Source organism: Spirulina subsalsa FACHB-351 (genome assembly GCF_026130165.1).
Taxonomy (GTDB): domain Bacteria; phylum Cyanobacteriota; class Cyanobacteriia; order Cyanobacteriales; family Spirulinaceae; genus Spirulina_A; species Spirulina_A subsalsa_A.
Window position 1 is genome coordinate 36,634 of record NZ_JAIHOM010000034.1, and the last position, 9,036, is coordinate 45,669.

At 46.3% G+C, this 9,036-nt stretch carries 9 protein-coding genes and 2 pseudogenes; 7 read left to right on the plus strand and 4 right to left on the minus strand.

The features are described from left to right. Positions 1–119 precede the first annotated feature (119 nt). Together K4A83_RS08770 and hflX are read left to right on the plus strand one after the other, a co-directional pair. Positions 120–953, plus strand: a complete 834-nt coding sequence (locus K4A83_RS08770; RefSeq protein WP_265264112.1) for an energy-coupling factor ABC transporter ATP-binding protein — start codon at positions 120–122, stop codon at positions 951–953. A 216-nt stretch (positions 954–1,169) separates the two neighbouring features. Beyond that, the gene (gene hflX / locus K4A83_RS08775) at positions 1,170–2,873 is read left to right on the plus strand and encodes a GTPase HflX (RefSeq protein ID WP_407809961.1); all 1,704 of its coding nucleotides are present in this window, start codon (positions 1,170–1,172) and stop codon (positions 2,871–2,873) included. Between the two features lie 45 nt (positions 2,874–2,918). On the opposite strand, the gene K4A83_RS08780 is transcribed toward hflX, so the two are convergent. Next, positions 2,919–3,170, minus strand: coding sequence for an NfeD family protein (locus K4A83_RS08780; RefSeq protein WP_265264116.1), 252 nt, complete (start codon positions 3,168–3,170; stop codon positions 2,919–2,921). 166 nt (positions 3,171–3,336) lie between these two features. Between K4A83_RS08780 and K4A83_RS08785 the strand changes: the two genes are divergently transcribed. The 4 genes from K4A83_RS08785 (at position 3,337) to K4A83_RS08800 (ending at position 5,871) form a co-directional block, all read left to right on the plus strand. Then, positions 3,337–3,855, plus strand: coding sequence for a Ycf51 family protein (locus K4A83_RS08785; protein WP_265264117.1), 519 nt, complete (start codon positions 3,337–3,339; stop codon positions 3,853–3,855). Positions 3,856–4,187: 332 nt separating this feature from the next. After that, positions 4,188–4,895: a diacylglycerol/polyprenol kinase family protein gene (locus K4A83_RS08790; protein WP_265264118.1), complete on the plus strand. Its 708-nt coding sequence runs from the start codon at positions 4,188–4,190 to the stop codon at positions 4,893–4,895. Positions 4,896–5,043: 148 nt separating this feature from the next. Continuing rightward, positions 5,044–5,544 (plus strand): PAS domain-containing protein, encoded by a 501-nt coding sequence (locus K4A83_RS08795; protein WP_265264124.1) that lies wholly within the window; start codon positions 5,044–5,046, stop codon positions 5,542–5,544. A gap of 6 nt (positions 5,545–5,550) precedes the next feature. Then, entirely contained in the window at positions 5,551–5,871 is a 321-nt protein-coding gene (locus tag K4A83_RS08800; RefSeq protein ID WP_265264119.1) for a sensor histidine kinase, read from the plus strand. A gap of 138 nt (positions 5,872–6,009) precedes the next feature. Here the strand turns inward: K4A83_RS08800 and K4A83_RS08805 are convergent. The 3 genes and pseudogenes from K4A83_RS08805 to K4A83_RS08815 form a co-directional block, all read right to left on the minus strand. Beyond that, positions 6,010–6,342: pseudogene (locus tag K4A83_RS08805) on the minus strand (rhodanese-like domain-containing protein); the annotation flags it as partial. 277 nt (positions 6,343–6,619) lie between these two features. Beyond that, positions 6,620–7,906 (minus strand): CCA tRNA nucleotidyltransferase, encoded by a 1,287-nt coding sequence (locus tag K4A83_RS08810; RefSeq protein WP_265264121.1) that lies wholly within the window; start codon positions 7,904–7,906, stop codon positions 6,620–6,622. Positions 7,907–7,990: 84 nt separating this feature from the next. After that, positions 7,991–8,146 (minus strand): annotated as a pseudogene (locus tag K4A83_RS08815) (transposase); the annotation flags it as partial. A gap of 51 nt (positions 8,147–8,197) precedes the next feature. Here K4A83_RS08815 and K4A83_RS08820 point away from each other — a divergent pair. Then, on the plus strand, positions 8,198–9,036 hold an 839-nt coding region (locus K4A83_RS08820), incomplete at its 3' end, for an RNA-guided endonuclease InsQ/TnpB family protein (protein ID WP_265264122.1).

Sequence of the window (9,036 nt, forward strand, 5' to 3'; positions counted from 1 at the left end):
GCTCCACCCAACCTACGGAGCGCGGAATAATTATTAATTGTCAATTGTTTTGTTGGGTTGCGCTGGCGCTCCACCCAACCTACGGAGCGCTACAAATAGCTGATTAGGCACAAAAAACCATGCAAAAACAGGGGAGTATTCCAACCCTTAAATTGAACCACGTCACCTATAGTTACCCCGGCAGTTCTCACCTGGCCTTAGATGATGTATCCTTATCTATTGCTGAGGATCAAGTTTCTATCTTCATTGGACGAAATGGTTGCGGAAAAACAACCTTATTCTGTTTAGCTAATGGGTTATTTCGTCCCCAAAAGGGAGTTATAGAGGCTTTTGGGAAACCTTTAGGGTATGATCACCGTGCCTTGAATCAACTGCGGCAAAAGGTGGGATTTGTGTTCCAAAATCCTGAACATCAGTTAGTTGCGACTACCGTAGAAGAAGATTTATCTTACGGATTGTTCAACTTTGGCTACAGTGAAGGGGAAGTGCGCGATCGCGTTCAACAAACTCTAGTAGACTTTGATCTAGTCGAGTTAGCAGATACACCGATCCATCATCTCAGTTTAGGGCAGAAAAAAAGACTGGCGATCGCCGACGTGATGATCCTACAGCCGCAACTGCTACTATTAGACGAACCTACAGCCTATCTCGATCCCTACCAAACCCGCAACTTTATTGATCTTTTACAACAAATTCGCGCTGGGGGAACCACCATTGCGATCGCTACCCATAACCTTGATTTTGCCTATACTTACGGGGACTGGTTATTGGTCTTAGATCAAGGAAAATTAGTCACCCAAGGCACACCCCAAACGGTGTTTAACGAGTCCCAAATCGTGAAGGATTTACAGTTAGGTCGTCCCCTGATTCTAGATGTATTAGACCTCCTTGAAGAACCGGAAAAATCTAGAATAGCAAGACAATTTATTCAGAGTGGAGAAGGAAAAACTTAACTGACTTTTAAGCCATTTTTTCGTTAGTCTGAACTCTATAGCTAGTCCTAATGAGATGTGAACTCTGGGCTATTGTCCTATAAGGCTATATTAGGGAACAATCCGGCCAAACAGGTCATTGAGCTTGCTCTCTCTGGATATTGCCATGAGAGATTTTGGTGCTCCCCCAAATTTTGGCCTAAAATACATAGACTGAAGAATTGGTCAACAAAGCCTATAGATACGATCTACGGAAACCTACAAGGTTTAAAACCCAGTCAACTCAAGCAACTCCAGCGGCTCTATCAACAGCGTTTGCCGAGGGATAGCTTTGCGACAGCAGAATTTGCCCAACGTTTAGCCGCCATTAGTACGGAGATTAAACAAGCCATCTGTGCCTATGTGAATCGACGGGGGCAGGTGATTCGGGTGGGGGTGGGATCTCCTCGCCAGACGCAGATTCCGCCCCTAGAATTGCCCCGCTATGGTGCCGAACGGTTATCGGGGATTCGTTGTATTGCCACGAGTTTAAAAGACGTGCCGCCAAAAACCTCTAGTTTAACGGCGATGGTGATGCAGCGCTTAGATGCCTTGGTGGTGTTAACCCTGACGGGGGAAGGATTCGAGCGTCGGGGAGGTGGGGCGACGGGCTATGTGAGGGCGGCCTATTTTGCCCATTTAATCCCAGAATTAGAGGGGCAGGAGGGAGAAAGTGCCTATTGGACGGTATCCGAGGCGATCGCACTGGAAGAACTAGCCCAAGAGGATTTTTTCGCCCTAGTGGAAGGCCTAGAGGCAGAATTTCGCCGGGAATATGTCGCCCAACAGGTGGACGCGGATCATGAGCGGGTGTTATTGGTGGGACTGATGACCCAAGAGATGACCACCCAACAGTTTGAAGATGGTCTAGCAGAATTAGAACGCTTGGTGGAGAGTGCCGGGGGCGAAGTGTTACAGGTTTCTCGGCAAAAGCGATCGCGTCCAGACTCTCAAACCCTCGTTGGTTCCGGGAAGGTGGAGGAAATCGCCCTCACTGTGCAGACCTTGGGGGCGAATCTGGTCGTCTTTGACCGGGATCTTTCCCCCGCTCAAGTGCGCAATTTAGAGCGACAATTTGGGGTGAGAGTGGTAGACCGCACCGAGGTCATCCTAGATATTTTCGCCCAGCGCGCTCAATCTCGGGCGGGAAAATTGCAAGTCGAATTAGCCCAGTTGGAGTATATGTTACCCCGTCTCACCGGGCGAGGTCAGGCTATGTCCCGTTTAGGGGGAGGCATTGGGACAAGGGGACCGGGGGAAACCAAACTAGAGACGGAACGACGGACTATTCAAAAACGCATCGCCCGACTACAACGGGAGGTGAACGAACTCCAAGCCCATCGTTCCCGTTTACGCCAACAACGACAACAGCAGGAAGTCCCGACGGTGGCTATTGTGGGCTATACCAACGCGGGCAAATCCACGCTGATTAATGCCCTAACCAATGCGGAGGTCTACACAGCAGATCAATTGTTCGCTACCCTAGACCCCACTACTCGCCGTTTATCGGTGACAGACCCGGAAACGGGGGAAGCTTTGACCCTATTGTTAACGGATACGGTGGGTTTCATTCATGAGTTACCCCCGGCTTTGATGGATGCTTTTCGGGCAACTTTGGAAGAGGTGACAGAAGCAGATGCCCTGCTGCACGTGGTTGATTTATCCCATCCCGCTTGGTTGAGTCATATTGAATCGGTGAAAAATATTTTGGCGGAAATGCCGACCTGTCCCGGACCGAGTTTAATCGCCTTCAATAAGTTAGATCAGGCCGATAGTGAGTCTTTGGCTATGGCGAAAGAGCAGTTCCCCGGGGCGGTTTTCATCGCCGCTAGTCAACGGATTGGATTAGAAACGTTACGGCAGAAGTTAGGGCAGTTAGTGGATGATCGGGTATGGCATTAGCCAACTTTGACAAGTTAAGCTTGTGTGCCTTTTGTGATGGGAGTGTCAACTCCCCGTTTGTTCCACCCAGAGCGTCGTTCCCGAACGTCCCACCACATAGACCACATCCCCCTCTTCTAGAATTCCCCCCATGCAGGCCGCACGCCACCATGTCCCCCGATAACGCACCTGTCCTATTTGTTGGGGGGTGATGCGTTGGGTCACAACTGCTTGCCACTCTCTGAGGGAAGTGCGATCGCCTGACGAGAAGGAGCGCTGATGAAACTGGGCGGGAAAATGTTGCCAAAATTCTGTCATCGGCCTAACCTCCTGCAAGATCCTATTATGGGGATCTCCAGTGAAAATCGCCGATTTGATGCCAACTAGCCGCCAAAATTGAACCCAGCCCCCGGCTCAAGAGGGGCGAACAATGGGGCTATACTAAGAAAATTAAGAACATTTGGGTTAATTCACCGCCAAAATTATGCAGCTTCCAACTGATTTCGCTATTTATATTCAAGGATTTGCGATCGCAACAGGTTTATTCTTCCTACTCACCCTACTCGCCTTCGCCCTAAAATGGGGCTTCCGCTTCCGCCTTGTTGGGATAACCTCCTTTATGGTTGTCCTCACCATCGGCGTTTTCGGCCTCAGTTTAGGCCTCTTCCAGCGCGTCGCCATCCCCGGCGCCGTGCGTTATGCCCTCGTCTTTGACAACGCCGCCAACAACGTCGTCATCACCATCCCCGCCACCATCACCGAAGACCAACTCACCGCCACCCTACAACAGGCCGCCATTGATATTTCCCCCTTCGGTCGTTTAGGAGGAGACAACAGTCAAGTCAGCATTCGCGCTCGGGCCCTCATCCACCCCGAACCCGGAATTTCCGTTCCCCTCTACCTCGGTCAAGCCACCAAACGAGTCGCAGACCGGGAACAAGAAGCGGTTCAAGTCTACATCTTTAGCGAAAACCTGAAAAAAATCGCCGATTTAACCACTTAACTCTAGTCCAATTTGGGCGAAATGCTCACCGGAAAAGAGCAGCATTCCTAGATTCAAACCAGTTGGACTGCTCTTTTCTTAATTCCTTCGCAGCAGGATTAGAAGTCACCAATGCAATAACCAAATTTAACCCTATTTGCCCTACGGCCTTTCACGTCTGTCTGCGAATTCCATTGGCTAAATTCTACTCACTTCCCTCAACAAGTGAAAGTATTGCCACACCTGTTTTACGGAAACTTTAAATAAGTCCTTGGTTTTATCAAGCAATTGTAAAAAGATCAAGAATTTCTGGTATTTTAGCCCTAGGCTGAATCCAATTTGAGGGTTATCTCGTGTCTTCTCTTCTGCCTTTCTTCCCGTCTCCCCCCAGTGAATTCGCCACCATTGCCCTTGTTTCCAGCTATTTACTGGTGATTGTGGTGCTGGCGGAGGGGTTAAACCGTCTCTCTCATACTACGGCGGAATTTACGCGAAAAATTGTTCATATTGGCTCGGGGAATGTGATCCTGTTCGCTTGGTGGCTTCAGATTCCCCTGTGGATTGGTTTGGGGGCTTCTTTTGTCGCTTCTCTGGTAGCCCTAGTGTCCTATTTTGTGCCGATTTTGCCCAGTTTAAACAGTGTGGGGCGACAAAGTTTAGGTACGTTTTTCTATGCCCTTAGTATTGGGTTGTTGGTGGCGGGGTTTTTTCCCCAGCTGCCCTATTATGGGGTGATTGGGGTGCTGGTGATGGCTTGGGGGGATGGATTGGCGGCGTTGGTGGGACAACGTTGGGGGAAACATAAGTACCGCATTTGGGGCAATGGGAAGAGTTGGGAAGGCTCTCTCACGATGTTGGGGGTGAGTTTTGCGGTGACTCTAGCGGTTTTAATCGGGGTGTATGGCAATAATGGGATTTTGTGGGTAGTGGCGGGATTGGTTGCGATCGCTGCAACGGTGTTAGAATCTTTCTCCAATTTTGGTTTAGATAATCTGACGGTGCCGCTGGGCAGTGCAGGTTTATGTTTTTATCTCATGTCTTGGTGGGGGATGAGTCTGTGAAAGGATGAATATAATGAAGCCGAGGGGCAAGTTATCCCGGAATTGCGATCGCCTTTATCCTGATCCTCCAATCCTATGATCTTTCCCGAATTCCCTGCGCCTTCAGAAACTCGTTTTTCCCAGTCATCCCCTTCGTTTCACGCTTTATATCGTCGTCAGTCAACAGTGGTTGAAAGCCTATAATTTAGAGGGAATCCCCGTAATTGGCCGTTCTCACTACGAGATTTTCCCAGAAATCCCCCAACGCTGGAAAGACATTCATCAAAACTGTTTAGCCGGAAATAGTCAACGCTGTGAAGAAGATCCCTTTCCCCGTGCCGATGGTAGCTTAGACTGGATACGCTGGGCGATTTACCCCTGGTATGAAACCACGGGGGAAGTAGGAGGGATTATCGTCTTTTCTGAGATTATTAGCGATCGCAAACAAATTGAAGAAGAAAAAAATCGCCTAATTGAAGTCTTAAAAGCCAAAACCGTTGAACTCGAAACCGCCTATCAAGACCTGAAACAAGCCCAAAGCCAGTTAGTTCAAGCCGAAAAGATGTCCAGTCTTGGTCAGTTAGTCGCCGGAGTTGCCCATGAAATTAACAACCCCGTGAACTTCATTTTCGGAAATATTATTCATGCAAAACAGTATGTTCATGAATGATTAGAATTGATTGAATTATACCAACTCACTTATCCTAATACTTCCCCCGAAATAGCGGAGACAATTGAATCAATTGACTTAGAATTTTTAGCAGAAGACCTGCCTAAAACCATTGATTCTATGCGAGTAGGAGCGGAACGAATTCGGGAAATAGTGAAATCTTTGCGGACGTTTTCCCGCTTAGATGAAGCCGAAATGAAGTTAGTGGATCTCCATGAGAATATCGATAGCACTTTAATGATTTTGCAAAATCGGATCAAAGCTAAATCTGACTGTACCCCACCTGCTATCCTAGGAGATAGTTCAAAGGAGGGATGGTCAAGTTAGATTCCATCCCTCCTTTGCGATGGGATAGTATTTTGCTTAAAAACCTGCAAAATGTTATACTGTGGGATTATTGAATGATTGTGTTAACGCTATTTTTATGGACGCAGTAGAACTTCTCGGGATAAAAAATAGTGCGCGCTAATATTGCGGCACAGAAGGATCAATCTCTTGACTCCAAGCCAAAATACCGCCCTTAAGATTAGTTCCTTGAATACCATGTTTTTGTAAAATAGCTAAGGCTTCAGCAGAGCGGTTTCCACTACGACAATAGACGATTAAAGGACGACCATTTAACACTTTTTTTAATTTCTCCACCCCTAAACCCTGTTTGATTTCCGGTAGAGGAATGAGAACAGAATCCCGCAATTTAGCAAAATCATATTCGTCCCGATTGCGCACATCAAGCAAGACAAAATTTTTAGATTGATGATCGACCAGTGGCTTTAACTCCTGTACGGTCATCTCGAATAACGTAGAATTGGGGGACTTAGTTTGGATTAAACTAGGAGGTAACTGGGCTAACAGTTGAGCATGAGAAGTATTGCCAAATAGGAGCGATAAGGGATTAAAAGCAAGATAAAATAGTGACAGAGGGATCACCATGATTAACCCTCCAAATAGAAGCTTCGTCCAATTTTTAGATCCTAAATGTTTAGACACCATGCTGTTATCCCTCGAATCCTAACAACTTTTATTATTCCCCATTTTACAAGGAAGTAAACAGGGTCTGAAGGCTGAAGGAGTCGAACTAGGCTTGACGACGAAGCCACACCTGGGCAAAATTGAGGGCTTCTTCCTTGGTGTTTACTTGTCCTTTAATGCGGGCGAGTTGAATTTGGGTGAGGAGTTCCCCAATTTGCGGGGAGGGAGCAAGACAAAACTGTTCTATTAAATCATTGCCTGTTAGGAGGGGAGTGGGATGGGCCACTAAACTGTTGGGATCGAGGTAGGCGTTGATTAAGGGGGCAATAATGCCGACAAAGCGGGTTTCACGAATGATATCTTGATGGGCGGCCAGGGCGATCGCCAAAATGGTCATAATGGGGAACGCATCTCCTACCTCCTGAAAGAAAAAGTATTGTTCCTCTAAACTCATGGGTTGTTTAATGAAGTTGAGGAGATGGGGGAGATAACGCAGAGATAGAGAAGCGGCGCGAATTTCTGCCCGAGAATATTTGAGTTTTTCCAGTTGACGGGTGGCGGCGTTGGGTTTTTGGGGCAGGAGACTCACTAATTTCGCCAAACTTAAACCCGAGAGAGACTGATGATGAAAGGGTTTTTGGAGTTGCTGATCTAAATCAGTCCAAATTTTACCCACTAACCAAGCAGCTTGTTCAATGGGTTCTAATCGCTGGAGATCGTTGGCTTTCAGGTTTGGGAAGATGATGGGTAAGATGTGATCATCCCAAGCTGCTTGAAACCAAGTATGACTATGAGGACTATTGAGTAAGTAGTTCAGTTCTTGTTGAATCCGTTCAGCCGCCACTTGTTCTAAATGGGGGGCAAGTTTCCGAATGAGGGAACGGGTATGAGGTTTGATGGTAAAGTTCAACTGAGCCGCTTGACGATAAGCCCGTAACAGACGCAAGGGGTCATCTTTGAGGTTATGTTTACTAATGGCCTGAATGACCCCTTCTTCAATGTCCTGCTGTCCTTTGAGGGGATCAATTAACTCTTGAGTTCGGGGATTGTAGGCGATCGCATTCATCCGAAAATCCCGACGATTGAGATCCGCCTCCAAACTCTCCCCATCCTGTTGGGCAAAATCCACCGTCCCTTGAGCAAAGACCAGCCGGGTTATTTTGCGCTCGGGATCTAATACCACAAATCCCGCCCGACATTGTTGGGCAATACCCCGCGCAATTTCCACCGCCTTCTGAGGCACAATAAAATCCAAATCCAAATAGGGAGACTGACGGTCTAACAAGGCATCCCGCACTGCCCCCCCAACCACATAAACTGGATCGGGTAATAAATCCAGACTGAATGGCAATTTTTCACCTGTCAATGCTGCTAATGCTGATTTAACACTCATAAAAAATATAGCGGTAAGCGGGAAACTCAGCGGCTTTACCCCTGAGAGGGAAGCGACTAGGCGAATTTATTCGCCGTGGTCTTTTTAATTTTTAGCATGATGCGGGTCTTCAATATATCTTTTGATGACTGCACTGCTGACATTACCTGCTGTACTGACAAAGTAACTGTTAGTCCATAATGTAGGTAATTTTTTGAGTTCTGGAAATTCTTTTCTGAGATAGTTACTGCTACGTCCTTTTGACAACTACTAATTTAACTGATAGTCTAGATTCAGTCAACTAACAAGGATATGCCTAAATCCAAAAAAATGATGGGTGTTCAACAAATATTGTTGCACCCTGACCAAGAAATAGAAGCGATTTTAAAGTATTTATGTGAGCAATCAGGTAAGCTTTATAATACGGGTGTTTATTTCGCTCGCCAAATATTCTTTAAGACTGGCAAGATTTTAACAGGTAAGTTTGATTTAGCTTATGAGCCATCGGTTTCTAAATCAATTGTTGCGCAGTCTTTGCCATCCACACCAGCACAACAAACACTATTTTCTGTACTTGAGGCTTTTAAATCTTTTAAAAAACTCAGGGATAAATACCTTCAAGAGCAGTTGCATTTTAAGCCCACACTACCTGATTACCTGAAAGGTAATAAGTTGTTTAAAGTGGCTTACCCCAACAGTGGAGGTCAAAAACCTAAGCTTATTGATGGGCAATTACGATTTTCTTTGGGTTTGACAATTAGACGCTGGTTTGGTCTGTCAGATTTGAAACTACCAATGCCTTCTAATTTTGATTATTTTGATTATTTAAGAGTTAAAGAGTTTACCATTCTTCCTAAAAATGGGGCTTTTTACCTTGAGTTATCCTATACAGTTGACCAAGAAAGTCATGATTTAGACATTAATCAAGCGTTATCCATTGACCTTGGCACTGCCGATAATCTTGCAGCTTGTGTTGATACTTTGGGCAACTCTTTATTGATTGATTCTCGTGCAATGAAGGCCATGAATCAGCTCTGGAATAAGAAAGTATCAACCCGGAAGGAAGGTAAACCAGAAGATTATTGGGATAGCTGGTTAGACCGTGTAACCCGTAAGCGTAACCATCAAATACGTGATGGTACAAATAAAGC